The sequence below is a fragment of the Streptomyces sp. NPDC001507 genome, assembly GCF_042894765.1.
GTDB lineage: Bacteria > Actinomycetota > Actinomycetes > Streptomycetales > Streptomycetaceae > Streptomyces.
The window spans coordinates 336,965-360,882 of the sequence record NZ_JBIAVV010000006.1 but is presented as its reverse complement, the minus strand read 5'-3'; the positions used below and the strand labels follow the sequence as shown (position 1 = coordinate 360,882).

Here is a 23,918-nt window from a genome sequence, read left to right as displayed (position 1 = left end):
ACCCCCCGGCAGGCCGCCGGGGCCGATTGTCAGACCCCGCCCGTACAGTCGAAGACGTCTGATCCGACGGGCGGGCGGGAGGTGGCAGAACGTATGAGCGGCACGACGGCCGGGGCCGACGTGGACGTACCGGTGCGCCTGGCGGCGGTCTACCTGCCCGCCGGCCTCCCGCGCCGGGGCCGGATGGCCTTCTGGGACCCCGCCGGGGACCCGCTGCCCGCCACCGCGACCGAGGAGCTCACGGTCGTACGACCGCACGGCGCCACCGGGGTCCGCCGCCGGCAGGTGCCCGCGCTCACCCTGCCGCTCGCCGCCGCCCTCCCGGTGCTCGTCCGGGCCCGCCGCGACCCGGCCGCCCACCCCGCCACCGCCTGCTGGGGCGCCGCCGCCCTGCACGCCCTGCGGCTCGCCGCCCGCGGCCGGCTGCTGCCCGGCCTCACCCCGGCAGGACACGACGCCTGGCGGGCCGGCCCCCTGGAGCCGGCCGACATCGCCCACCTGCGCGCGGTGGCCGCCGCCCTGCCCGCCGAGGGCCACGCCGTCCCGCTGCCCGGCCCCGGTCCGCTCCTGCTGCCCCAGCCGGAAGCACTGATCCGCTCCTTCCTGGACGCGGTCGCCGACACACTGCCCCGCACCCCGGCCGCGCAGCACACGGCGGGCCGGCCCTTCGCCGCCCGCGAAGCCCAGCGGCTGCCCGACGCCCAGGAGTGGGCCGCGGAGGTCGCCGCCGGCATGGACGCGGGCGTGCGGATCTCGCTGCGCCTGGACCTGTCGGCCTACGACCTGTTCGACGACGGCGAGGGCGCGCGCCGTGCGGGAGCCGCGATCGTCCAGGTGCACAGCCTGGCCGACCCGACCCTGGTGACCGACGCGGCGGCACTGTGGTCGGGGACCTCCGACGCCGCCTTCGGCCCCCGCGCGCGCGTGGACGCGGCGCTGGCCGTGCGCCGCGCGGCGCGGGTGTGGCCGCCGCTGGCCCGCCTGGCGGAACAGGACGTGCCGGACGTCCTCGCGCTCTCCGAGGAGGAGCTCGGGCAGCTGCTCGGGGTCGCGGCGACCAGGCTCGCGGCATCCGGGGTGGCCGTGCACTGGCCCCGGGACCTGGCCCAGGACCTGACCGCGGCGGCCGTGGTCCGGCCCGCCCCCGGCTCGGCCACCGACGGCACCGGCTTCTTCGAGAGCGAGGAACTGCTCCAGTTCCGCTGGCAGCTGGCGCTCGGCGGCGACCCGCTCAGCGACGCCGAGATGGACGCCCTCGCCGAGGCCCACCGCCCGGTCGTGCGGCTGCGGGACCGCTGGGTGCTCGTCGACCCCGCCCTCGTCCGCAAGGCACGCAGGCGCGAACTGGGCGTGCTCGACCCGGTCGACGCGCTCTCCGTGGCGCTCACCGGCGAGGCAGAGGTGGACGGCCAGCGGGTCGAGGCGGTCCCCGTCGGCCTCCTCGCGTCCCTGCGCGACCGCCTCACCGCCGGCGTCCGGCCGGCCGAGCCGCCCGCCGGCCTGCACGCCACCCTGCGCGACTACCAGCTCCGCGGCCTGGCCTGGCTGGACCTGATGACCGGCCTGGGCCTCGGCGGCTGCCTCGCCGACGACATGGGCCTCGGCAAGACGATCACCGTCATCGCCCTGCACCTCAAGCGTGCCCGCACCGAGCCGACCCTGGTGGTCTGCCCGGCCTCGCTGCTCGGCAACTGGCAGCGGGAGATCGCCCGGTTCGCGCCCGGCGTCCCGGTCCGCCGCTTCCACGGCCCCGACCGCACCCTGGACGGCCTCGCCGGCGGCTTCGTCCTCACCACGTACGGCACCATGCGCGCCGCCGCGAGCCGGCTCGCCGAACAGCCCTGGGGCATGGTCGTCGCCGACGAGGCACAGCACGTCAAGAACCCCTACTCGGCCACCGCGAAAGCCCTGCGCACCATCCCCACCCCCGCGCGCGTGGCGCTCACCGGCACCCCCGTGGAGAACAACCTCTCCGAGCTGTGGGCCCTCCTCGACTGGACCACCCCCGGACTCCTCGGCCCGCTCAAGTCCTTCCGCGCCCGGCATGCGCGCGCCGTGGAGAACGGCGATGACGACGAGGCCGTGGCGCGGCTCGCCCGGCTGGTCCGCCCCTTCCTCCTGCGCCGCAAGAAGTCCGACCCCGGGATCGTGCCCGAACTCCCGCCCAAGACCGAGACCGACCACCCGGTCCCGCTCACCCGCGAACAGGCCGCGCTGTACGAGGCGGTGGTGCGCGAGTCGCTGCTCGCCATCGAGACGGCCGACGGCATCGCGCGCCGCGGCCTGGTACTCAAGCTCCTCGGCGCCCTGAAGCAGATCTGCGACCACCCCGGGCTGTACCTCAAGGAGGAGCAGAGCCGCATCGAGGGCCTGGCCGCCCGCTCCGGCAAACTCGCCCTGCTGGACGAGCTGCTGGACACCGTGCTCGCCGAGGACGGGTCGGCGCTCGTCTTCACGCAGTACGTCGGCATGGCCCGTATGATCACCGCGCACCTCCAGGCCCGCGCGGTCCCGGTCGACCTGCTGCACGGCGGCACCCCGGTGCCGGAGCGGGAGCGCATGGTGGACCGCTTCCAGAGCGGCGCGACCCCGGTCCTCGTCCTCTCCCTCAAGGCCGCGGGCACCGGCCTCAACCTCACCAGGGCCGGCCATGTCGTCCACTTCGACCGCTGGTGGAACCCGGCGGTCGAGGAACAGGCCACCGACCGGGCCTACCGCATCGGCCAGACCCAGCCCGTCCAGGTGCACCGTCTGGTCACCGAGGGCACCGTCGAGGACCGCATCGCCGAGATGCTGGAGGCGAAGCGCGCCCTCGCCGACGCGATCCTGGGCTCCGGTGAAGCCGCCCTGACCGAACTGACGGACCGTGAGCTGTCCGACCTGGTGTCGTTGCGGAGGACGTCATGAGCGCGGGCGAGGAGCGGCCGGGGGACGCGGCACGGCGTGCGTTGCGGGCGGCGCGGGCGCGCGAGGCGGAGACCGGGGGCGACGGGGTGGCTCCGGACGGGGGAGAGGAAGAACGGGTGCCGAGGCCGGGGGACGCCGCGCGGCGCGCGCTGCGGGTGGCTGCCGCCGCGAAGGAGGCGGAGCAGGGGGACGCCGAGCCCGGGGGCGAGCCCGACGCCGTTGCCGACCGGACCGAGCAGGCCGGCACCGGCGCCTCCGCCGCGGTACCGCCGGGCGGCCGTCCCGGTGACGTGGCGCGGGCGGCGCTGCGGGCGGCGCGCGCGGAGGCGAGGCGGGTCGAGGAGGCGGCTGAGTCGGCAGCTTCCGGACAGTCCGCGGCCCGCCCGGTACGGCGACCGCCGTCGCCGCCTGCGCCGTCCTCTGCGGCCCCGGTGTCCGCAGCTCGCGGTCGCACCGCCCATGACCTGAAGCAGTTCCTGACGACCGCGTTCCGGATGCCACGGGACGAGGCCGAGCCGGAACCGTCTGGGCCGGGGCCGGGGCCGTCTGAGCCCGAACCCGCCGCCACCCCCCACCTCCCGCGCACCATGGGCACCCCCCACCGCGACACCGAACTCCGCCGTACCTTCCCGTCCCTCCCGTCCCATGCCCCCGCCCCCGCCGCTGCTTCGGGGTTCGCCGAGACCTGGTGGGGCAACGCCTGGGTGCGGGCGCTCGAAGAGGGCGCACTGGACGTGAAGCGGCTTGGGCGCGGACGGAGTTACGCCGAGCGCGGGCACGTGGACGCCATCACCGTGACCCCGGGACTGGTCCTGGCGTACGTGCAGGGCAGCCGGCCCCGGCCGTACCGCGTGCAGTTGCGGCTGCGGACCTTCGGCGAGGACGAGTGGGAGCGGCTGCTGGAGGCCGCCGCCGACCGGCCCGCCGACATCGCGGCGCTGCTCGACAAGGAGCTGCCGCAGACCCTTGCCGACAGCGGGGTTCCGCTGCTGCCGGGGCCCGGTGAGCTCGAACCCCGCTGCAGTTGCCCCGACTTCGGTCACCCCTGCAAGCACGCGGCCGCCCTCTGCTACCAGACCGCGCGTCTGCTGGACGCCGACCCGTTCGTGCTGCTCCTGCTGCGCGGCCGCGGGGAGCGCGAGGTACTGGACGTGCTGGCCCGGCGCAACGCCGCCCGCACGGCCCGGGAGCGGCGGCCGGCCGCGCTGCCGGGCATCCGGGCCACCGAGGCCCTCGTACCGCGTCAGCTCCCGCCGCTGCCGCCTCCGTTGCCGTTGCCGGCGCACCCCGAGCAGCCGCCGGTGTATCCGGCGGTGCCCGGCGGCCCGGACCCGTTCGCGCTGGACCAGCTGGCCACCGACGCGGCCGCCCGCGCCCACGCCCTGCTCACCACCGGACACGACCCGGTCGGCGACCTGACCCTCTGGCAGGACGCGGTGCGGCTCGCCGCGGCCCGCCCCGGTTCCGGCCTGACGGCGTCCACCCGCGCCCTCTACGCCACCCTCGCGGACGCCGTCGGCCGTACCCCCGGTGACCTGGCCCGCGCGGTCGCCGCCTGGCGGCAGGGCGGCCTTGAGGGGCTGGCCGTACTGGAGGAGCCCTGGGACCCCCCGGCCGGGCGCTTCGACCGGGCCCGGCCGCTGCTCCTCGCCGCCGACCTCCCGGCCTTCCGGCCGTGGCACAACCACCTCACCCACCCCGGCGGCCATCTCCAGCTCCGCTTCGGCCGCGACGGCCTGTGGTACGCCTACGAGTCGGAGCCGGGCCACGACGACTGGTGGCCCAGAGGCACCCCCGACCTGGACCCGGTGGGCGCGCTGACGGGCCTTGGCGCGTCGGACGACGTCTGAGCATCGCGGCTGTGCCGTCGGCCGGCTGCGGCTCCCGGCTCGTGGCGTCCGCGCCGGGCACCGCCACCACGGAGCGACGGCGCAGGCGGCTGCTCCCAGTCCCTCGGCCCCGCGCGGCGGCGGACGTCAGGCCTCCTCGACCGACACGGCGACCGGGGTACCGGCCTCGATCGTGCGGCTGACCGTGCACAGCCGGTCGTGGGAGACGGCGACCGCCCGGGGCAGGATCGCGCGGGCGCGGTCGCCGGCCGCGCCGGCCGGGAAGCCGACGGAGAAGGCGACCGCCAGGTCCGTCATCCGGTTTCCGTCCTCGTCGCTCACCTTGTGGCCGCTGACCGTGACGGTGAACGCGGCCGGCTCGACGTGACGGCTCGTGGACACGTCGACGTCCGCCGCCGTACAGCCTCCGATCGCGGCGAGCAGCAGCTCGACCGGGGTGAATCCGGTGCCGTCGCCGATCTCGAAGGCGATGGTGCCGCCGCGGGCGTTCGTGGCGGTGAAACGGCCGGTGCCGGTGCGCTCGACCGTGACGAGGCGCAGGGAGTCTTCGTTCGTGGAGCTCATGGGACGAACCTAGGGCACCGGCCGTCAGCGCAGGATGTTGACGGCCCGCGCCACCACCAGGACCACCGTCACCAGGGAGACCGAGGACTGCAGCATCATCAGCATCTTGGCCCAGCGCGACAACGGCATCACGTCGGTCGGGCTGAACGCGGTGGAGTTGGTGAAGGACAGGTACAGGTAGTCGAGAAAGCCCGGCTCCCAGTCCCGCGGCGCGGTCTCCGGACTCTGCATCTGCACGAAGAGGAAGTCCGGGTACTGGTGCCGACCGAGGACCCGTGCCATCGGCCCGCCGCGGTCCCACTCCCAGTACCAGAGGGCGAACACAATGACGTTGGTCAGCCAGATGCCCCCGCCGGTCAGCAGCAGCGGCCCGGCGTCACGGCCCTCGGTGCCGTTCACGAGCCCCACCACCAGGCGGGCCGCCGACCAGCCGTTGGCCAGGCTGATCACTCCCATCAGCACCAGGCCCAGCAGCCGCAGCCACCGGGTGCGGGGCTCGACCCGCCGGGGGTTGCCGGCGATGACGCCGGCCAGGAGCACCACCTCCAGGACCGGCAGGGCCCAGTACGGCTGGAAGACGAGCCGGCGCGGCAGCATCACCTGCAGGGCGATCGCCACGAGTATCACGGCGGTCACCGCCCACCGCGGCTCGCCCCGGGTGGCCCTGCGCCACGCGGGCACCACGCCGCGCTCGCCGCTCTCCAGCAGCCCTTCGATCCTCGCCAGCCGGTTCTCGGCGTCGGACATTCGGTCGTTCATGCTCATGATTGTCCCGAGCCCCGCACAGATCCACCGACCGGCCCGGCCGCCGCGCCGCCGGGCGCCGCCGTCTCTTTGCGTTTGTGAGGATGCTGTAGGCGACGGCGAGGAGGGCTTCCGGCCGCCGGAGCCCCTCCCTACGCTCCGGTTCTCATGACAACAGAACACGCGCAGCAGTCTCAGGGGCACGGCGGGCACAGCCGCAGGCGTTTCCTGGCCGCGGGCGGGGGAGTGGTCGCCGGAGCGGCCGCCGGAGCGGTCGGCGCCTTAGGGGCCGCCGGCAGCGCGGTCGCCGCCTCCGGCAAGCGTGTCGCCGTCCTCGGCGGCGGAGTCTCCGGCCTCAGCGTCGCTCACGAACTCGCCGAACGCGGCTACGAGGTCACGGTCTACGAGTACTACGACGCCCTCGGCGGCAAGGCCCGCTCGATGGACGTCCCCGGGACCGGAACGGGCGGCCGCAAGCCGCTCCCCGGCGAGCACGGCTTCCGCTTCTTCCCCGGCTTCTACCGGAACCTGCCGGACACCATGCGCCGCATCCCCTTCCCCGGCAGCGCGACCGGCGTCCACGGCAACCTCCGCAACGGCACGGAGGAGTTGTTCGCACGCGACTCGGGCCGCCCGGACCTGCACTTCCCGCTCCGCCGGGTCACCACCCCGCCCGCCCCCGGCGACCTCACCCCGTCCTGGATCCGCGACCAGGTCCTGTCGGTGCTGGACCTCGGCACCCACCTGCCCGCCCACGAGGCCGCCTACTTCGCCGACCGCCTCCTGGTCCACCTCACCAGTTGCGACGCCCGCCGCGAGGACGAGTGGGAGAAGGTCGCGTGGTGGGACTTCATCCGGGCCGGCGAGATGAGCCGCGAGTACCAGGTGCTCCTCGGCATCGGCCAGACCCGCAACCTCGTCGCCACCCGCGCCGAGGTCGCCTCCACCCGCACCGTCGGCCGCGTCATCATCGAGGCCCTCATCCTGTGGGGCCTGCTCGGCCGCGGCATGGACGGCGACGCGGACGTCGACCGGGTGCTGAACGCCCCGACCAGCGAGGCCTGGATCGACCCGTGGGAGACCCATCTGCGCTCCCTGGGCGTGGAGTTCGTGCTCGGCACCGAGGCCAGGGAGATCGTGTACGACGGGGGCCGGGTGACCGGCGTACGGGTGGCGGCCCGCGACGGCAGCCGGCAGCGTACCGTCACCGCCGACCACTACGTCTGCGCCCTCCCGGTCGAGCACGCGCGCGCGACCTGGGGCGCGGCCCTGCGCGCCGCCGACCCGCAGCTCGGGCGGTGCGACGCGCTGAAGACGGACTGGATGACCGGCGTGATGTTCTACCTGCGCACACCGACCCCGGTCGTGCACGGCCACATCAACTGCCTCGACTCGCCCTGGGCGGTCACCGGAATCGGCCAGACGCAGTTCTGGGACGTGCGGGACTTCGCACGCGACTACGGAGACGGGCAGGCCCACGAGTGCCTGTCCACGATCATCTCCGAGTGGGACAAGCCCGGCATCCTGTACGGCAAGACCGCCCGTGAGTGCACCAAGGACGAGATCGTCGCCGAACTGTGGGCTCAGCTGAAGGACGGGCTGAACGACTCGGGCAAGACGACGCTCAGGGACGAGGACCGGCTCGGCTGGTTCATGGACCCGGCGGTGACGGGCCTCGGCGGGCCCGACCCGCGCAACCGCGAACAGCTCCTCATCCACCCCACCGGCACGCTCTACCACCGCCCGTCGGCGAGGACGGCGGTGCCGAACCTCTTCCTCGCGGGCGACTACATCCGCACCGACGTGGACCTCGCGACCATGGAGGGCGCCAACGAGTCCGCCCGGCGCGCCGTCAACGCCCTGCTGGACGCGGACGGTTCGGACGCGGAACGGTGTCACCTGTGGGAGCTGTTCCGGCCGCCGGAGCTGGAGCCCCTGAAACGCGTCGACGAGGTGCGCTACCGGCTGGGCCTGCCCAACACCTTCGACCTGGGCTAGGTCCTGTCGTCAAGAACTGCGGGCCACCGTCCCCCAGGGCGTGCACCTGCACGGCGCCGGCGCGTGAACGGCCGGCCGGTCAGCTGCAACTCGGCGTGGACGACGTCCTCGACGCCCCTTCGGCGAGCTCACGGCCATGTCCTGGACCGGCCCCCGGCGTCGGCCGCACGTCGCAGCATCCGGAAAGCCAGCAGGACGGTGACGGGCCACAGCGCGGCAAGGCACCACAGGGCGGTCAGGTCCGAGGTGAGTATCCCGGTCACCAGCAGAAGCAACGAGACACAGGTCAGCACGGCGACCGACAGGGGCAGCCACGCCGGCCGTGTGCCCGGGTGGCGCATCCGTCGCGCGAGACGCCGGTCCTGGCGAAGTCCTGCCTCGATACCCCACAGCGCGAGGCGCTCGTGCGGCGACAGCGCGACGCCTTCGGGGTCGTTTCGGCTTTCCACGGTGAGTACCTCATTCGTCCGGCGCGGGGCACGGGACTTCTCCGCTCCGGCCGGTGCGGGAGTCCTGAGTGCGGATGGCCCGACGGGTTCCCCGCGCAGGCCGGCCGACGCCTCCCGGTGTCCGACCACAGACCCTGATCGGCAAGCGTGAGCGAGACCGTGGTACCGGGCGGCCCGCGCCGGATGGCAGCCGCGGCGCCCGGTTCAGGCCTCGGATGTCACGTTCCCCGGATGTCCGCCGGCGCGCATTTCATGCACGACTGCGGCTGGACGGCCGTGACGATGCGGTGCCGGCGCGATGCCCGCACCCTGGGAGAAACGACCCAAAGTATGCGGAGGAGTGCCGGTATGGCTCGGAGACGGGGTGCGGGCAAGGAGCTGAAAAAGGGCGACGAGGTGACCTGGGAGAGTCACGGCGGACAGGCCGAGGGTGAAGTGGAGGAGAAGATCACCGAGCGTACCGAGGCCGCGGGCCGCACGGTGGACGCGTCACCGGACGAACCGCAGTACCAGGTGCGCAGCGGCAAGTCCGGGCGGTCCGCGGTGCACAAGCCGTCCGCGCTGAAGAAGAAGTGAGCCGGCACGGACGCCTGTTCGGCCCGGACCGCCCTGACAGCGGGCCAGGACGGGAACGGGTCACGCCGTGGCCTCCTCCAGGCTGGCCTGGACCTTGAGGGCTTTGTCGGCGCCGGTGAGTTCCAGCAGGCGCCGCAGCTGTGACGACGGCGCGACCACGCGCAGGTCGGTCGTGTGGTGGGTGCTGATCAGCAGATTCAGGAAGGTCGAGTCGGCGAAGCTGACCGCGCGGGCGTCGATCACCACCCGGGAGAACTTGTCGGCGGCTGCCCGCAGCGCGTCCGCCAGCGGTGCGATCGAGGCGGCGTCGTAGGCGCCGTGGGCCACGAACACCCCGAAACCGTGCGACTCGTACCGGGTCATCCCGGACGTCCCCGTCTGCGCGCGCCCCGCCTCGGCTGAACGGTCGTCCTCGCTCCCCGGCCCACGGCTCGTGCCCCCGTCGTCTCCCGTGGCCGTGCCCTGGCGTTCGGCCTCGTCCCTGACCAGCAACGACAGCAGGGAGGCCACCGTCAGGCCCGCCTCGGCGGGATGGCGCAGCACCTTGCTCGGGTCGATCCGGTAGTGGTTGGAGCGGCCGCTGCGGGTGTGGGAGAGGTAACCGTCCCGTTCCAGGTCCGAGATGATCTTCTGGACCGCTCGCTCGGTGAGCCGGCAGCGAGCCGCGATGTCCCGGATCCGCGCGCTGTGGTTGTCGGCGATGCTGGCCAGGACGCGCGCGTGACTTGTCACGAACGTCCAGCCGGTGTGCGGCTCAGGGACCCCGTCGATTGCCACCATGGCCCAAATCGTACGACTGTTTTTTCACGCAGGCAAAAACACGAACTGAAGTTCACGTACACCTTGACGGGTCAGGGGGGAGCGTACGACGCTTGAGGGGGCACATGCAGAGGAGGCGATCATGCTGAGACCGTCCGAGGAAGCGCCGTTCGTGAGCGAGGGCGGCGGCCGTGTGACCATCAGCGTGAGCGGCGAGTTCTGTCTCGACAACAGCCACGAGCTCCGGCGCACACTGCACGACGCCCTTGTGAGGTCCGCCGCGGGTGTGGACCTGGATCTCGGCAGGGTGACGTTCGCGGACTGCAGCGCGCTCAACGAACTGCTGGCCGCGCGTGCCCAGGCGGTCGCCGCGGGGAAGGCGATCACCGTCACCGCCGTCAGCCCCGCCGTGGAGCGCCTGCTGACCTTGACGGGCACCTACGCCCTGTTCTCCGCCGCCCCCGACGGAGCGGCCGCGTCCGCCGCCCCCGTTCCGCCGGCGGCGGGCGACGGACGTCTGCGGACCGGGGTGGTGCACCTTCGCCGTGCCACGCGCACCCGTGCGGACATCGACCTGGCGCGCGGGGTACTCATGGCCACGTTCGGTCTGAACCGGGACGTGGCGTGGGAGGTGCTGGTCACGACTTCCCGGAAGACCGACACCAAACTGCACGACCTCGCCAGGGACGTGCTGACGACCGTGCACGGCGCTTCGCTGCCGGATCGCGTCCAGAAGGAGCTCACCGCAGCCGTTGCGACAGCCCGCGGGACCGGAGGCCGGCCGCACCGGACCGTCCGCACCGAACGAGCGGTACGGCGGGCGTGCGCTTGACGGCCGGTCCCGCCGGTGCCGGCCAGGCCGGAACGAGGGGGCCGTGCGCGGTGTCAGGGTCGGCCTGGTGCAGGCGCGTGCGGACGCCGCCGAGTTCACCGAGCCGGTCCGCTGGTCGTGAGCGGCCGGCTGGACCTGCGAGTTGCCAGGACGCTGCCGTTCGAGCGTGCCGCGAAGGCACACACCATGCCGGCGGCCGGGCCCGCCCGTCGTGCTACCCGGCGGTGTAGCCGGTGATCTCGCCCATCCACCTGATCAGGTCGCCCGGGTCCTCGTTGGCGCCGTGGCCGCCGTCCCAGTACATCTTGAGGTTGACGTCGTCGCCGAGGTTCTGCGACTTGAGGGCGAGGTTGTGATGGCGGTCAGGGAGTGCGTGGTGTCGCTGGTGCCGATGCGCAGCCACCAGTGCCTCGCCCGCCGCGGGTTGCGCCGCTGCAGGTAGGCCATCGGGTTCGTCAGCATGACCTTGTGCGGGATGTCGCCGTCGACCCCGGCGGTCCTGTCGCCGGTCGCGTACCGGAGGCCGAAGTCGGTGAAGTGCCGGGCGTCGTGGGTCTCGTCGCCGAAGTAACCCGGCTCCGGCTCCGACAGGGCCTTGTCGTCGAAGGCCGGCACCAGACGGGACCGGCCGATGTGCGCGATGTAGCCGTCCGAGGTAGACGGGGGGCCACGTCGACGATCGGAGTGACTCCGACCTTGACGTGCGTGAGGCCGTCACCGGCTGACGCGAAAGCACCGGAACCGCCCGACGATCCACAGGCGGTGGCCCCGAGCACGAGTGAGGCGGCGGCGAGGCCGAGGAATAGGCGTTGCGTTTTCTGTCCTCCCGCGGCCGTATCCGAAATGCTCCGGCCGGTCCGCGCAATGGCATGGGGATGTGGTGGGGCGAAAGACGAAGGGTCGCAAAATGGCGTCGAGTTCGACGTGCCCAAGGTGTCGTCCGCAGCCCGCCCGCACATCCCCGGGCACCGTCACCGGGCGGTACGGCAACTGCCGTACGGTGCGGGACGGGTACGGTCGCAGCCGTACGGGACCTTTGGACGGCCGCGGGGGAGGGCACCGGGCGTTTCCTCAGCAGCCGACGGCGTTCCCGGTGAAAGGAACCGACCGGTGCCGGACACGGACGGGTCGTGGAATCCATGACGGAACAGGAGACGCGTCGGCAGCGGCGCGCGCGCTTCGAGAGTCTGGCGCACGTGGTGGCGGAGCCCCTGCACCGGTATCTGCTGCGCCGAACGGCCCCCGACATGGTCGAGGACGTCCTGTCCGAGACCATGCTGGTGCTGTGGCGTCGCATCGACCACGTGCCCGGACTCGGAACCGCCGCACCGCCCGACCGCGACGACGTGCTGCCCTGGTGCTACGGGGTGGCACGCGGCTGCCTGGCCAACGCCCGCCGCGCGGACGGCCGCAGGCTCCGTCTGGTGGAGCGCTTGATGCACACACAGCCGGCCCCCGTGGCGGCCGACACCGATCACAGCGACCTGCACGTCGCGCTCGCCGCGCTCGGTGAGCTGGACCGTGAGGTGGTGCGCCTGTGGGCCTGGGAGGAGCTGGCGCCACGTCAGATCGCCGAAGTGACCGGCCTGACCCCCAATGCGGTGAGCATGCGGCTGCACCGGGCGAAAAAGAAACTCGCCGAAAAAATGCAGCCCGGGCGAAAGAACGCAGAACGCCCCGGACACAAGATGAGCGAAGGAAGGAGCAGTCAGTGAATGACGACGAGCTGCTGACCCTGCTGAGGGACGCGGATCCGGCACTGACCTCGAAAGCTCCGCCGCCCGACCTCACTCGTCTTGTGGAGGATGCCTTGAACACCGAATCCGAATTCGTGCTCCGGTCGGAAAACACCGCCACCGGCCCCACGCAAACGCCGAAGGCCACCGCAGGAAGGGGACGCCGAAGTCTCCTCGGGCTCGCGGCGGCTGCCGCCCTGCTTCTGGGAGGTGGCATCACCGCGGGAATCGCGGCGAACTCCGGCAGCGGTCACCCGGCCACGGACGGTGCCCCGCTGAACCTGACCCTCCCCGGCAGCGCCGCCCTCGGCAAGTGCCAGGCACCCGTTCCCGACCAGCTGGCGGGATACCCGACCCTCTTCTACGGGACGGTCACCTCCGTGAAGGGGCCCCTGGTCACCCTTCACGTCGATCACTGGCTGCGCGGCGGCGGCTCGCGGACGGTCCTGCTGAGCAGCGACCCCGACCTTCCGGAGCGGCTGACGTTCACGGTCGGTGGGCACTACATCGTGGCCGCCGAAAAGGACGGCACGATTCCCCGCTGCGGCGCGAACTGGGTCTCGGACGAGACCTGGCAGCAGTTCCGCCAGGCATTCTGAAATCCGAAAACCTACCCTCGGCCGGTGGGTCCGTCCGTGCCCGGTGGCGGCGGGCCGGTCCAGTTCGGTCCAGACGGGTCGAACCGCTTGCCGTAGTCCCCGCAGGGCAGCGGCTCCGAGTGCTCGGGACCGACCCGCAGGCCGTCCAGCAACAGCCTCAGATAGCGCCGCCACAGGTCCGGCCGGCCGCTCCGCTCGGTCACCGCGGCCAGCATCTGCTGCATCACGACCAGGTCCCAGGGCTCCGCGTCCGCGCGCAGGACGCCCTGTTCCTTGGCCCGCTCGACGACGAGATCGACGTTGCGCCTGATCTGCTCCCGGTGGCGCAGCCCCGCCGGCACCGTGCGGTCGCTGTGGAGCACGACCTCGCGCAGGCCGCGGTCGAGCGCCTGCAGTTCGGCCACCCGCTCCAGGCTGACCGTCAGCCCGCGCCAGGCGTCGGCGTCCTCGGCCCCCTCCCGGGTGGCATCCTCGACGCGCGCGAACATGTCGTCGACCAGCTCGTCGATCAGGGCCTGCTTGTTGGGGAAGTGGCGATAGGCCGTCCCCACCCCGAGCCCGGCATGGCGGGCGACGTCGTCCAGGGTCGCCTTCAGGCCGTGATCACGGAACACCTCGCGTGCGGCGGCCAGGAGCTTGCCGCGGTTCAGCTCGCGGTCACGCCGTGGCCTGGGCCTACGCGCCCCACCGGAACCGCCGGCTTCACCGGATGCGGGGGGTGCCGCCATGCGGAGGTCTCACTTTCGGGGCCGTACGTTCGTCCTGGCACATCGTACGGCCGCGCCGCCCGGGTGGGCCGGGCCGATCACGCATCGGGACCGGCCCGGCCCACCCGGGGAACCGGGTTCGTCCAGGACCGGACGGTCACCCCTGACAGCCCGGAACCCGGCACGGAACGGATCGGCCGGAAAAGGAGACGGGGGGTGAGCAGCTTCTCACCGCGGTCAGGGCGGCGGCGCGGGGACACATCTCCCGGCCGAGGCACAGGCTCAATGTGCGCGACCGCGCTCAGCTCGTCTCCTTCGCCCACAGCTGCGGGTTGCCCTGAGCCTCACCGCCCTGCGGACGTGCCGCGCCGGATCCGGCTGACGGCTCGTCGGCCGCGGAGGTCCCGGAGGTCCCGGAAGTCCCGGAGGTCCCGGAGGTCGATCCGGGGACCTCGACCAGGAACATCGCCGTCACCACGAGGGTGCCACCGGCCAGGGTGGAGAAGGTGAGGCGCTCGCCGCCGGCGAACACGGCGAACAGGCCCGCGAAGACCGGTTCCATGGTGAGGATCACCGCGGCCTGGGTCGCCGTCACATGCTTCTGCGCCCAGGTCTGCACCATGTAGGCGAAGGCCGAGGCCAGCACCGCCGTGACCAGGACCGCCGTCCAGGCGCCGGCGTCGTGCGGGATCCGCACGCCGTGCGGGACGGTGCCGATCAGGCACATCAGCGCGGCGGTGGCCAGTTGGACCACGGTGAGCGCGTAGGCGTCCCTTCCCGGGGACCAGCGTCCCAATGCCAGCAGATGCAGCGCGAAGCAGACGGCACACAGCAGGGTGAGCGCCTCCCCCGAGCCGAACGAGACACCGCTGAGCGTGATGAGTGCCAGGCCGGCGGTCGCGGTCAGTGCCGCCGTCCACGCGAGCGGGGAGAGGCGCTGGCGGAACAGCAGCCAGGCCAGGAGCGGGGTGAGGACGACGAAGAGGCCGGTGAGGAAGCCGCTGACGGCCGCCGACGTGTGCTGCAGGCCCAGGGTCTGCAGGATGTACGCCATGCCCAGCAGGAAACCGGCCGCCGCTCCGCGCCCCAGTGTGCCGCGGTCGACACGGCCGACGACCGACGGGCGGATCGCGGCCATCACCACGGCGGCGATGGCGAACCGCCAGGTCAGGAAGGAGAAGACGGCCATGCCGACGGTGGCGTCCTTGACGACCAGGAACGTGGCGCCCCAGACGGCGGTGACGAGCAGCAGCCCGGCCACGGCGCCCGTCCGTAACCTGCTGCGACCCGGCCGCAGCCGGAAGGTCCTGTTCATGACGGTCCTTCCGGCCGGGCGACGGCCGCGGTGTCGACCGGGCACGACTGCCTGGGGCACTCGTCCAGGGCGCACATGCGGCAGATGCGCTGTCCGTGGTCGGCGTCGGTGGTCAGGTGGGCCAGCATCCGCTCGATGAGGCCGGTCAGGACCGTTCTCTCGTCCGGGCGGAGCACGGACAGCGCGTCCCCCATGAGACCGCGCCGCAGCTCCAGCAGTCGCCCGGCCTCACGTGTTCCCTCCGGGGTGAGGAAGACGGACACCTTCCGCCCGGTGGCGCCCGGCTCCCGTCGCGCCTTGCCGTCGCGCTCCAGCCGGTCCACCAGCCGGGTGGCGGCGGACTGGGTCAGCCCGAGCGGGCCGGAGATCTGGTCGATGCCGGCGCCGGGTTCCTGCAACAGGTAGGTGAGGGCGGCCGGGGTGGCCCCGCTCTGCCCCGCCACACCCTCGCTCGCCATCCGCTGCGCGTCACCCAGCGCGGTGACCAGGGCACCCAGCAGGTTCCCCGTCCGGCCGTCCCCGGCCATGGAGTCCATACCCATGGGATCCACCATGTATGACTCATGCATGAGTGTCAACGGCCCCTTCACCGCGCCCGCACGGACATGCGGTGCCGGTGCGGCTCCGGACGACTTGAGGGAGCCTGCACCTGCACCGGTACCGGCAAAGGAAGATCCCGCCCGGCAGCGGTCCCGGTGGCGGCCACGGCCGCGGGCCGCCTGCGCGCAAGGCCGACCTCCAGCACCTACCCCGGGGCGATCGGCCTGCCGACGCCCTCGCAGTACCTGCACACCACCCAGGCACCGGTCCGCTTCACGGCAGGCACCCACGCCCTGAACCTGAAACAGGGCGCCCCGTCCACCTCTACCGCTACGCCACCCGCATCACCGGCTTCCACGCCTCCCCCGACCCGGGGGTGTTCCGCCGGACCCGGATCGGCCAGCCTGCTCTGGTCGAGCAGGCAATGGGACGCCAGACGCCAGCCCTCTTCGCCCAGCTCGACGAGGAGCAGCGGGGATGATGGGACCATTTGAATCTGGGTCTGTCCGCAGTTCTGTGACGGACGTCGCGGTGTTCACGACTATGGGGTGCGCCGGAGACCGGCGTCGGTGACGCGCCGGTGATGTTCGTCCTCAGCAGCCATGTCCAGGAAGGTCACCGTGTGCCACCGTGCCCGGTCGTAACCCTTGCTTTCGGACCAGGGGCGAACGATGCCGCAGAGTTGGTTCCAGTACTCCGCGATCCTGGTGAGCCGCCGCTTCTTCTCGACGATCCGCTCGTCCTCGGTCGGTGAAGGGCTGACAGCGGGCGGCGCGGCTGACCGGTTGCGGTGACGCCCTGCGCCAGGGCCTCGGATCTCCAACTCGAGTGCCAGAAAGAGTACGGACATAGCTTCACCGAGGGCTGCGGCCGTGCGGTGTTCTTCCGTACCACCATCGTAGGTGCGCTCCAATGACTCCAGACGCGGCGTCAGGAAATTGATGATCGCCCAGGCATCGTCCACCGTGACGTCCACGGCATAGTGCAGCGTGCGCTCCGGATCGCTGCTCACCAGGGGTTCCTCTTGTCGGTGTGGCGTCGGCCCCGTAGAAGTGGGGGATTGATCATTCGTAATTGGCGTGACTGTAGGCGACGTGCCGGATGACCGTCCATTCGCCCCTCGTGGCGAGGGAATCAGTCCCAGAAGACCTCGCGGTGCTGTCTTGGGAGCACAGTTGGCAACTGGCTGTTCGCGGTTCCTTGAGCAGAGGGACCGGCGGCCGACATCACCCGTGGCGTTGGTGGACGGCCATGCCGACCTGGTGCTGCGCCCGTTCGGGATCGTGACACTGTGGCTCGCCACGACGACACCGGACCGCCCGTGAACCAGGCCCGCGGGGCCGCGCTGCACCGCCCCGGGCACGGCTGGGACGGCGCGCCGGGGGGCGAACTCAGCGGCTCAGTGGGCCGATCACGTTCTCGACGATCCGCAGTGCCTCCCCGCTTCGCACGAGTTCGGCGATGTGCTCCAGGTCCGCGTGGAAGCCGCGGTCCGCGTCGACCGTCGGCACGGTCTCCCGGATCCTGGCCCGCAGTGCCTCCGCGGCCGGCGACGGCGAGCGCGGCGCGAGCAGGTCGAGTGCCTGCACGGCACACATCACCTCGATCGCCACCACATGGCTGAGCTTGCGGGCCGCACGGCAGGCCTTCAGCGCCGCCAGGTAGGCGTTGCTGACCACGTCCTCCTGACCCGCCGAGGTGGCGACGGTGTCCGCCGACGCGGGCACCGCCATGCCTCGCAGTTCCATGGTCAGCGCGGCGGCCGTGTACTGCGCGATCATGTAGCCGCTGTCGAGCCCCGGCCGCGGAGCCAGGAAGGCCGGCAGCTCGCTGAAGTTGCCGTTGACCATGCGGTCGGTGCGGTGCTCGGAGATCTTGGCGAGCACCGTCACCGCGTTCACCGTGGATTTTTGGGTCAGATCCGAAGCGACCACCCAGCCGTCATCACTGTGGATTTTGCTGGTCAGTCCACCGCGGGAGTGTCCCAGGCCGTGGTCGGCCGGCTCGACGAAGATCCCGCCGGGCGGTTCTTTCTGGAGGTCCCCTTTTTCGTTGCCCCGGCGGCGTGCCGGTGGGCCCGGCAGACGGTGGAGTCGACGTTGACGTCCCAGGTGATCAGGCCCTTCGCGTCCGCCTCGGCTGGAGCTGGGTGAGGATCCTTGCCCTGGTGCCGTCCCGCTGCCGGCGCCGGAACAGGTCATAGACCCGGTCCCACGGCCCAGAACGTTCGGGCACGTCCCGCCAGGGAGCACCGGTCCGGGTCCGCCACCGCCACCACGGCGGCGATCCGGGACCATCAACGATGTCCTTGCGGAGGGGCGGGGGAAGCCGCACCGTGGGCTGTCACGGCTTCCCCCTTCGTTTGTGGCGAGCCCCCTCAGGTACGGGTCCAGCGTTGGTTGGTGCCGTTCGAGCAGGAGTAGAGCTGGATCAGGGTGCCGTTGGCGGTGCCGCCTGAGACGGCGTCGAGGCAGAGGCCGGACTGGACGCCGACGATGGATCCGTCGGAGTTGAGGCGCCATTTCTGGTTGTCGCCGCCCCAGCAACTGTAGATCTGGACTTTGGAACCGTTGCCTGTGCCGGCGGCGTCAAGGCATTTGTTGCCGTAGACCCTGAGCTCGCCGGCGTCGGTGTACGTCCACTGCTGATTGGTGCCGCTGTGGCAGTCCCACAGCTGGAGCTGTGTGCCGTCGGTGGTGCCGGCTCCAGGCACGTCCAGGCAACGGCCCGAACCGACGCCCTTGATCTGTCCGCCATCCGCAGGGGGTGTCGTGGAGCCGCCGCCGTTGAGTGCGTTGAGGACGGCGGTGTAGGCAGGCTTCTTGCTGCCGTCGCCGTTGAACAGCAGCGGCGTGTCCCCCGATCGCCAGGAGTCGGTGTCGCGTACACCCCAGACGGTGATGCCGAGGCAGCGCGGGACGGCCAGGCAGTCGTTGGTCACGTTGGCGTAGGTCGCGGCCGAGGCGCCCTGTATGTCGAGTTCGGTGATGGCCACGTCGACGCCGAGGGCGGCGAAATTCTGCAGGGTGGTGCGGAAGTTGCTGTTGTAGGGGCTGCCGCTGTTGAAGTGCGACTGAAACCCGACGCAGTCGATCGGCACGCCGCGCTGCTTGAAGTCACGGACCATGGCGTACACGGCCTGGGTCTTGGCCCAGGTCCAGTTCTCGATGTTGTAGTCGTTGTAGCAGAGCTTGGCCGCCGGGTCGGCGGCGCGCGCGGTGCGGAAGGCGACCTCGATCCAGTCGTCGCCCGTGCGTTGCAGGTTGGAGTCTCGCCGACCTCCCGAATTGCCGTCGGCGAAGGCCTCGTTCACGACGTCCCACTGGGCGATCTTGCCCTTGTAGTGGCCCATGACGCCGTTGATGTGGTCGATCATCGCCTGGCGCAGTGAGCTGCCGCTGAGGCTCTGCATCCAGCCGGGCTGCTGGGCGTACCAGGCCAGGGTGTGGCCACGCACCCGCTTGCCGTTCAGCACCGCCCAGTTGTAGACGCGGTCGCCGGCGCTGAAGTCGAACTGGCCCCGCTGTGGTTCGGTGGCGTCGATCTTCATCTCGTTCTCGGCCGTCACCATGTTGAACTCACGGCTTGCGATCGTCGTGTACGCCGAGTCGCCCAGCCTGCCCGAGGCGATGGCGGTGCCGAAGTAGCGGCCGCTCTGTGCCGCCGCGGCGCCAAGCGTGTTCTCGGCGGCGTGTGCGGTCGGCGGTGCGGCCAGTGCGGCGACCGTCCCGAGGACGCCGACGACCAGCGCCGGCAGCAGGCCGCGGATCATCCGGCGGGTGACGGATCTGGGAAGGGCATACGAGCCCATGACTGTGCCTCCGGGGTAGAAATCGCTGATCGACTGAAGCGCAGGGGATTGCGTCGTCCGGGCAGCAAAGGAATCAGTGGACACCGCAGTCATGGGGACCGGGATGACGCCAACCGGCACGTCGGCCGTCGGGCGACGTACGGCGGGCGTTCCACGTCTCGATACAGGCATGGGGACTCCATCGCGGCTCAGCCGGGAAGCCGTCACACGGCGTCGCATACCTCTCCAACTGCGGAAGAGCCAGGATGCGCTGGTGCGGACCTCACCGGAACGAAACGGGGTGGCGCAGGTGATGTGGTGCGCGGCTCTGCCGTACCGCATGGGTTGCCTTGGCCGATACAGCCCGGAATCCCGAACCAGGGTCGGCTTCTCAGACAGGGATGATTGAGGCGTGACCGTGGATCGTCAATACTCTGGGCCAAATTAATTTCCGATTGCCGCACGAAACTTTCGGTCCTTCGGTTCAGTGGACGGCGGGCCCCGGTGTCGGCGTCGGTGGCGTGCGAAATTTCGGTTTCACGGACGTTGGGGGCAGGGTGACCGAGTATCTGCATCGTCCGCCCATCGCCCCGTTCCGGGGTCAAGTCGCTTACGAGCCAGCCAGTTGGCGCCGTGGTGCGCGCTGGTCGGGCTGCGGTGGTGCGAATCTTTCGACGTGAGTGGCGATACGTGCGAGAGCTATTGACGCCGTTCACCGGTTCCTTGATATTCGGGTTGCTCGACACTTCGACTCTTGTTCGACATGACGAACATTCTGAGCCGCTCCATCGCACAGATAGGGCCATGTACATGCAAGGCGTATGTCATGAACCCGTCAGTAGTCGCCTACTCAAGGTCTCGGGAGTATTCATGCGCAGAGGAAGTTCCAGCCGCAGGCATCCAGCACTGGTCCTCGCCGCCGTGGCTGCGGCCCTGGCGGCGCTGGCGGCGATGCTCGTCGCCGCCCCGGCTCAGGCGGCTTCCAGCGGCGCCTTGCGCGGTGTCGGTTCCGGCCGGTGTCTCGACGTGCCGGGCGCCAGCCAGACCGACGGCACGTATCTGCAGATCTATGACTGCTGGGGCGGGACCAACCAGCAGTGGACGTTGACGGACAGCAACCAGCTCACCGTGTACGGCAACAAGTGCCTGGACGTTCCCGGCCACGCCACCGCGGCCGGTACCCGGGTGCAGATCTGGACCTGCTCCGACGGTGCCAACCAGCAGTGGCGGGTGAACTCCGACGGCACGGTCGTCGGCGTGGAGTCCGGGCTCTGCCTGGAGGTTACGGGCTCCGGTACGGCCAACGGCACAGCGGCGCAGATCTGGACGTGCAACGGGGGCAGCAACCAGAAGTGGACCGGCCTGTCCGGGACAACCCCGCCGGGGAACGGCACGTGTTCTCTGCCGTCGACGTACCGGTGGACGTCGACGGGTGCGTTGGCGCAGCCGGCGAACGGCTGGGTCTCCCTGAAGGACTTCACCGACGTGACGTACAACGGCAAGCACCTCGTCTACGCGTCGAACGTGTCGGGATCGTCGTACGGCTCGATGATGTTCCGACCCTTCACGAACTGGTCGGACATGGCGTCGGCCGGCCAGACCGGGATGAGCCAGGCCGCGGTGGCGCCCACGCTGTTCTACTTCGCGCCCAAGAACATCTGGGTGCTGGCGTACCAGTGGGGTGCGTGGCCCTTCGTCTACCGCACGTCGAGCGACCCCACCAACCCCGACGGCTGGTCCGCGCCGCAGCCGCTGTTCACCGGCAGCATCCCGGGCGCCGCCCCGATCGACCAGACCCTGATCGCCGACGGCCAGAACATGTACCTGTTCTTCGCCGGGGACAACGGCAACATCTACCGGGCGAGCATGCCGATCGGGAACTTCCCGGGCAACTTCGGCTCGTCGTACACGACGGTCATGAGCGACACGGTGAAGAACCTGTTCGAGGCGCCGCAGGTCTACAAGGTCCAGGGCCAGAACCAGTACCTCATGATCGTCGAGGCGCGGGGCGCGCAGGAGCAGCGCTACTTCCGCTCCTTCACCGCCACCAGCCTGAACGGCGCGTGGACCCCGCAGGCCGCCACCGAAGGCAACCCCTTCGCCGGCAAGGCCAACAGCGGCGCCGGCTGGACCAACGACATCAGCCACGGTGACCTGGTCCGCAACAACCCCGACCAGACCATGACCATCGACCCCTGCAACCTGCAGTTCCTCTACCAGGGCAAGTCCCCCACCGCGAGCGGCCCCTACGACCAACTCCCCTGGCGGCCGGCTGTCCTCACTCTGCAGCGCTGAACCGGACTGTGTACCTCGCCGACGGCCGGCCTCACCCAGATGGGGCCGGCCGTCGCCTTTGCCGAGTCGCCCTTTGCTGCCCTCTGCGGAGTCAGCCCCATCGAGTGCTCCTCTGGCCGGCGGCGTACGCGCCGGCTCAACTACGGCGGCGACCCTCAGGCCAACGCGGCCCTGCACTGCATCGTCTTCGCCCGCCTGCGCGTCGACCCCCGCACCCAGGCGTACCACGAACGCCGCACCCAGGAGGGCAAGGCCCGGCGCGAGATGGTCCGAAGCCTCAAGCGATACGCAGCCCGCGAGGCCTTCCACCTGGTCAGACCTGTGCAGTCGCAACCCCCGTCATAGGGGCGGTTGTGATACGGCGAGGCCCCGCCGGGGCACTTCCTGCCGGGACTCTACGCGGAGCCCTGAGACGGCGCAGCCGCACCGGATCGCTCCGGTGCGGCTGCGCCGTGAGATCGGCTGCGCCGGCGCGGACGGTGCAGTCGGTGCCTCACGCGGTCTGGGTTCCTGCGGTTGTTGGCGACGATGTACCAGGTTGGCCTTCGTCCGCCAGGCGGTGCCGGGAACCTGCTGGTTGAACAGGTCCGCCACTGGCACAGCGCCTGTCGCCAGGACGAGCTTCTGCTCCGTTTTCGGGAGGTCGCCGCAGAAGTGCGGGACGCCTGAGGGCCTGAGCCACACGCGGCCTCCGGCAGGATTAGAACCTGCGTCACCCGCTTGAGGAGTTCGATCCGAGCCTGCTCCGGCGGCTACTGACGACCGGCACCACTGCCGGACAGGGGTGCTGGTGCACGTCCCCGTCCGGCGTCGCTGATGTCAGCTGTGAATGTCGGACCGCCCCTCGATGCGAACTATGGGCAGGATGGTCATTGAGGTCAGGTGGGCTGGTCAACTGGTCGCCAAGGACCGTTGGCGGTCCGTGGCGGTCGTGGTGGTTGCTGTACTTCACTGCTGTACTGCACTGGGTCGTTCCCCCAGGTCAACAGTGCTGCGTGACCGCATGTCGAAGGACATCGAGACGCCCCACTCATCACAGGTCGATTGGTCAGCCGATGGCGCTGTGCCGTCAGCGGGTTGACGTTCGATGGCGATCAAGGCGGCGTCGTCGTCGAGTCGGCCGCCGACGTGGTGGAGAAGGTCGCCGCGGAGGTGGTTGAGGAGTGCCGTGGGATGGCGGTGGTCCTGGGGGGTGAGTCGTTTGGCAAGCGGGTAGAACTCGCCGTCGGTATCGCGGGCTTCGATGGCACCGTCGGTGTAGAGGAGGAGGGTGTCTTCGGCGCGTAGGGCGAAGGTGTCGAGGTGGTAGGTGGTTTGCGTCAATGCGCCCAGTCCAAGCGGGGGCGCGGGTTGGCCGGCTTCCAGGGGCACGACGTCGTTCGCTCGTAGGAGCAGCGGTGGGGGGTGTCCGCAGGTGACGCTCCGCACGACGGGCTCGGCATCGGGGATTTCGAGGAGAGTGGCGGTGACGAACGCCTCTTCGGTCTGTTCGGGGCTCACTGCTTCGGATGCGTTGCTGCGGACACTTGAATCCAGGTAGGCGGCGAGTTCCGGCAGCGTGGTCAGCCGGCGGGCGGCGTCGCGGAACGTGCTGATGGTGTGGGCAGCGATGCCGACCGCCGGCAGGCCCTTGCCTCGAACATCACCGATGATCAACCGTGTGCCCGTGGGCGTGCGCACGGCGGCGTAGAGATCTCCGCCGATGCGTGCTTCGTCCTCCGCCGCCAGGTACGTCGAGGCCAGGTGAAGGGGGCCGAGTCGGTGGGGGAGGGGAGGCAGTATGGCGCGTTGCGCGGCCTCGGCGACTGCGCGCAGCTGGACCAGCTTTCGCTGTCCGTGTTCCGTCAGGTACCGGGCGATCACGACGGCCACCGAGGTCGCAAGGAGGGCAGCCGCCTGCGGCGGGTTCACCGATTGCCGGACCAGGAAGATGGCCGTCAAAGCCGACACGGCCATCATGGCGACAAGTGAGGTCACCCGTGAGCTCGCGTACCAGGAAGTGAGTACAGGCGCCATGATCAGCAAGTCGCCGAGATGAACTGAGTCAGGCAGCAGAAGATCGATGAGCGTGATCGCCAGAATGAACAGCAAGGCGACTGTCAGCGCGGATCGTGGTTGCTGCAAGGTGCGCGAGAGAACGAGTGACGGCCCAGCTCGGTGATGCATCAGGTGTGGCTCCTGCACGCAACCTGCAGCCGTACACGCAGGGTCGCGGAACGTGAATGCCATGTGCTGCTCCGTCTCGTAAGGGATCATA

22 protein-coding genes and 1 pseudogene are annotated in these 23,918 nt (G+C 71.0%); 9 read left to right on the top strand and 14 right to left on the bottom strand.

Annotation, left to right across the window (positions count from 1 at the left end; translation table 11 throughout):
- Positions 1-93 precede the first annotated feature (93 nt).
- On the top strand, positions 94-2,907 hold the full coding sequence (locus tag ACFY0K_RS21690; RefSeq protein WP_390641183.1) for an SNF2-related protein: 2,814 nt from the start codon (positions 94-96) through the stop codon (positions 2,905-2,907).
- On the top strand, positions 2,904-4,757 hold the full coding sequence (locus ACFY0K_RS21685; RefSeq protein ID WP_390641182.1) for an SWIM zinc finger family protein: 1,854 nt from the start codon (positions 2,904-2,906) through the stop codon (positions 4,755-4,757). Before ACFY0K_RS21690 ends, ACFY0K_RS21685 begins: the two co-directional genes overlap by 4 nt.
- Positions 4,758-4,883: 126 nt before the next feature.
- On the opposite strand, the gene ACFY0K_RS21680 is transcribed toward ACFY0K_RS21685, so the two are convergent.
- Both ACFY0K_RS21680 and ACFY0K_RS21675 read right to left on the bottom strand, forming a co-directional pair.
- A complete protein-coding gene (locus ACFY0K_RS21680; RefSeq protein ID WP_390641181.1) occupies positions 4,884-5,321 on the bottom strand; it encodes an OsmC family protein in 438 nt (145 codons plus the stop codon).
- Positions 5,322-5,345: 24 nt separating this feature from the next.
- Positions 5,346-6,080: a hypothetical protein gene (locus ACFY0K_RS21675; RefSeq protein WP_390641180.1), complete on the bottom strand. Its 735-nt coding sequence runs from the start codon at positions 6,078-6,080 to the stop codon at positions 5,346-5,348.
- A gap of 153 nt (positions 6,081-6,233) precedes the next feature.
- Between ACFY0K_RS21675 and ACFY0K_RS21670 the strand changes: the two genes are divergently transcribed.
- The gene (locus tag ACFY0K_RS21670) at positions 6,234-8,063 is read left to right on the top strand and encodes an FAD-dependent oxidoreductase (protein WP_390641179.1); all 1,830 of its coding nucleotides are present in this window, start codon (positions 6,234-6,236) and stop codon (positions 8,061-8,063) included.
- Between the two features lie 128 nt (positions 8,064-8,191).
- On the opposite strand, the gene ACFY0K_RS21665 is transcribed toward ACFY0K_RS21670, so the two are convergent.
- Positions 8,192-8,512, bottom strand: coding sequence for a DUF3040 domain-containing protein (locus tag ACFY0K_RS21665; RefSeq protein ID WP_390641178.1), 321 nt, complete (start codon positions 8,510-8,512; stop codon positions 8,192-8,194).
- 348 nt (positions 8,513-8,860) lie between these two features.
- On the opposite strand from ACFY0K_RS21665, the gene ACFY0K_RS21660 reads away from it, so the two are divergent.
- Positions 8,861-9,088 (top strand): DUF2945 domain-containing protein, encoded by a 228-nt coding sequence (locus ACFY0K_RS21660; protein ID WP_390641177.1) that lies wholly within the window; start codon positions 8,861-8,863, stop codon positions 9,086-9,088.
- Positions 9,089-9,148: 60 nt separating this feature from the next.
- Here ACFY0K_RS21660 and ACFY0K_RS21655 read toward each other — a convergent pair whose 3' ends face one another.
- Both ACFY0K_RS21655 and ACFY0K_RS21650 read right to left on the bottom strand, forming a co-directional pair.
- Complete coding sequence (locus ACFY0K_RS21655) at positions 9,149-9,451, bottom strand: STAS domain-containing protein (RefSeq protein ID WP_390641384.1); 303 nt, start codon at positions 9,449-9,451, stop codon at positions 9,149-9,151.
- 99 nt (positions 9,452-9,550) lie between these two features.
- Positions 9,551-9,859 (bottom strand): annotated as a pseudogene (locus ACFY0K_RS21650) (helix-turn-helix transcriptional regulator); the annotation flags it as partial.
- A gap of 130 nt (positions 9,860-9,989) precedes the next feature.
- Here ACFY0K_RS21650 and ACFY0K_RS21645 point away from each other — a divergent pair.
- The gene (locus tag ACFY0K_RS21645) at positions 9,990-10,679 is read left to right on the top strand and encodes an STAS domain-containing protein (protein WP_390641176.1); all 690 of its coding nucleotides are present in this window, start codon (positions 9,990-9,992) and stop codon (positions 10,677-10,679) included.
- A gap of 214 nt (positions 10,680-10,893) precedes the next feature.
- Here the strand turns inward: ACFY0K_RS21645 and ACFY0K_RS21640 are convergent, their stop codons facing one another.
- On the bottom strand, positions 10,894-11,082 hold the full coding sequence (locus ACFY0K_RS21640) for a hypothetical protein (RefSeq protein ID WP_390641175.1): 189 nt from the start codon (positions 11,080-11,082) through the stop codon (positions 10,894-10,896).
- A 736-nt stretch (positions 11,083-11,818) separates the two neighbouring features.
- On the opposite strand from ACFY0K_RS21640, the gene ACFY0K_RS21635 reads away from it, so the two are divergent.
- Together ACFY0K_RS21635 and ACFY0K_RS21630 are read left to right on the top strand one after the other, a co-directional pair.
- Entirely contained in the window at positions 11,819-12,394 is a 576-nt protein-coding gene (locus ACFY0K_RS21635; RefSeq protein WP_390641383.1) for an RNA polymerase sigma factor, read from the top strand.
- Positions 12,391-13,014 (top strand): hypothetical protein, encoded by a 624-nt coding sequence (locus ACFY0K_RS21630; RefSeq protein WP_390641174.1) that lies wholly within the window; start codon positions 12,391-12,393, stop codon positions 13,012-13,014. Before ACFY0K_RS21635 ends, ACFY0K_RS21630 begins: the two co-directional genes overlap by 4 nt.
- An 11-nt stretch (positions 13,015-13,025) precedes the next feature.
- On the opposite strand, the gene ACFY0K_RS21625 is transcribed toward ACFY0K_RS21630, so the two are convergent.
- The 7 genes from ACFY0K_RS21625 to ACFY0K_RS21595 all read right to left on the bottom strand — a co-directional run bounded on the left by ACFY0K_RS21625 (position 13,026) and on the right by ACFY0K_RS21595 (position 19,387).
- Positions 13,026-13,742 carry a TetR/AcrR family transcriptional regulator gene (locus ACFY0K_RS21625; RefSeq protein ID WP_390641173.1) on the bottom strand — a complete coding sequence of 239 codons (717 nt, stop codon included), beginning with the start codon at positions 13,740-13,742 and terminating at the stop codon, positions 13,026-13,028.
- A 280-nt stretch (positions 13,743-14,022) separates the two neighbouring features.
- Complete coding sequence (locus tag ACFY0K_RS21620; RefSeq protein ID WP_390641172.1) at positions 14,023-15,036, bottom strand: DMT family transporter; 1,014 nt, start codon at positions 15,034-15,036, stop codon at positions 14,023-14,025.
- Positions 15,033-15,578, bottom strand: a complete 546-nt coding sequence (locus tag ACFY0K_RS21615) for a MarR family winged helix-turn-helix transcriptional regulator (protein WP_390641171.1) — start codon at positions 15,576-15,578, stop codon at positions 15,033-15,035. Before ACFY0K_RS21615 ends, ACFY0K_RS21620 begins: the two co-directional genes overlap by 4 nt.
- 539 nt (positions 15,579-16,117) lie before the next feature.
- A complete protein-coding gene (locus tag ACFY0K_RS21610) occupies positions 16,118-16,588 on the bottom strand; it encodes a hypothetical protein (protein ID WP_390641170.1) in 471 nt (156 codons plus the stop codon).
- Positions 16,589-16,967: 379 nt separating this feature from the next.
- A complete protein-coding gene (locus ACFY0K_RS21605; RefSeq protein WP_390641169.1) occupies positions 16,968-17,477 on the bottom strand; it encodes an aromatic amino acid lyase in 510 nt (169 codons plus the stop codon).
- 214 nt (positions 17,478-17,691) lie between these two features.
- Complete coding sequence (locus tag ACFY0K_RS21600) at positions 17,692-17,811, bottom strand: hypothetical protein (protein ID WP_390641168.1); 120 nt, start codon at positions 17,809-17,811, stop codon at positions 17,692-17,694.
- Positions 17,812-17,953: 142 nt separating this feature from the next.
- Complete coding sequence (locus ACFY0K_RS21595; protein ID WP_390641167.1) at positions 17,954-19,387, bottom strand: endo-1,4-beta-xylanase; 1,434 nt, start codon at positions 19,385-19,387, stop codon at positions 17,954-17,956.
- A gap of 849 nt (positions 19,388-20,236) precedes the next feature.
- Here ACFY0K_RS21595 and ACFY0K_RS21590 point away from each other — a divergent pair.
- The gene (locus tag ACFY0K_RS21590) at positions 20,237-21,661 is read left to right on the top strand and encodes a non-reducing end alpha-L-arabinofuranosidase family hydrolase (protein WP_390641166.1); all 1,425 of its coding nucleotides are present in this window, start codon (positions 20,237-20,239) and stop codon (positions 21,659-21,661) included.
- Between the two features lie 39 nt (positions 21,662-21,700).
- Complete coding sequence (locus tag ACFY0K_RS21585; protein ID WP_390641165.1) at positions 21,701-22,006, top strand: transposase; 306 nt, start codon at positions 21,701-21,703, stop codon at positions 22,004-22,006.
- 603 nt (positions 22,007-22,609) lie between these two features.
- Here ACFY0K_RS21585 and ACFY0K_RS21580 read toward each other — a convergent pair.
- Positions 22,610-23,890 carry a PP2C family protein-serine/threonine phosphatase gene (locus ACFY0K_RS21580; protein WP_390641164.1) on the bottom strand — a complete coding sequence of 427 codons (1,281 nt, stop codon included), beginning with the start codon at positions 23,888-23,890 and terminating at the stop codon, positions 22,610-22,612.
- Positions 23,891-23,918: the final 28 nt, after the last annotated feature.